Origin of the sequence: Streptomyces sp. SID13031, assembly GCF_010548305.1 — a bacterium.
In the GTDB taxonomy this organism is placed as follows: Bacteria; Actinomycetota; Actinomycetes; order Propionibacteriales; family Kribbellaceae; genus Kribbella.
Genome location: NZ_JAAGLV010000091.1, coordinates 1 through 427, shown reverse-complemented (window position 1 = coordinate 427; position 427 = coordinate 1). Strand labels below are relative to the sequence as shown.

Genomic DNA, 427 nt, shown 5'->3' with positions numbered 1-427 from the left:
AAAGCGGTAAATCGTTCGCGTGCAATCAACGGCCCGTCAATCCACTCGGGCCGCACCGGCACGCGCGTCAGAGCTTCTTTCATGGCGCGGCCAAGCGTTTTGGAAGAAAGCCCAGCCGTCAGCGGATAGACGGGTTCGACCATGGGCAGATTGGCTGCATCTTCAAGGCTTGCGATATAATCCGGATGTACCATCGAGGCACGCCCGTTGAACCATTCGACCTTGCCAGAAACGATTACAGTTTCGCCTTCCGGCAGCATCTTTTCAAGCCAAGGCAATTGCGCATGAAAGAATGTGAGGATGATTTCGCCAGTATCATCATGCGCAATTACGCGATGTGGGACATTGCCGCGTCCACGCGGTGCTGGCTGATGCTGATCGACGATCACCTCAAGCGTGACAATCGCGCCTTCGTGCGCAAATGCAA

1 protein-coding gene is annotated in these 427 nt (G+C 55.3%); it reads right to left on the bottom strand.

The window, feature by feature from the left end; genetic code table 11:
• Positions 1 to 427 (bottom strand): OB-fold nucleic acid binding domain-containing protein (locus tag G3I17_RS39385; RefSeq protein WP_203591366.1); only part of this gene is annotated, 427 nt, incomplete at both ends.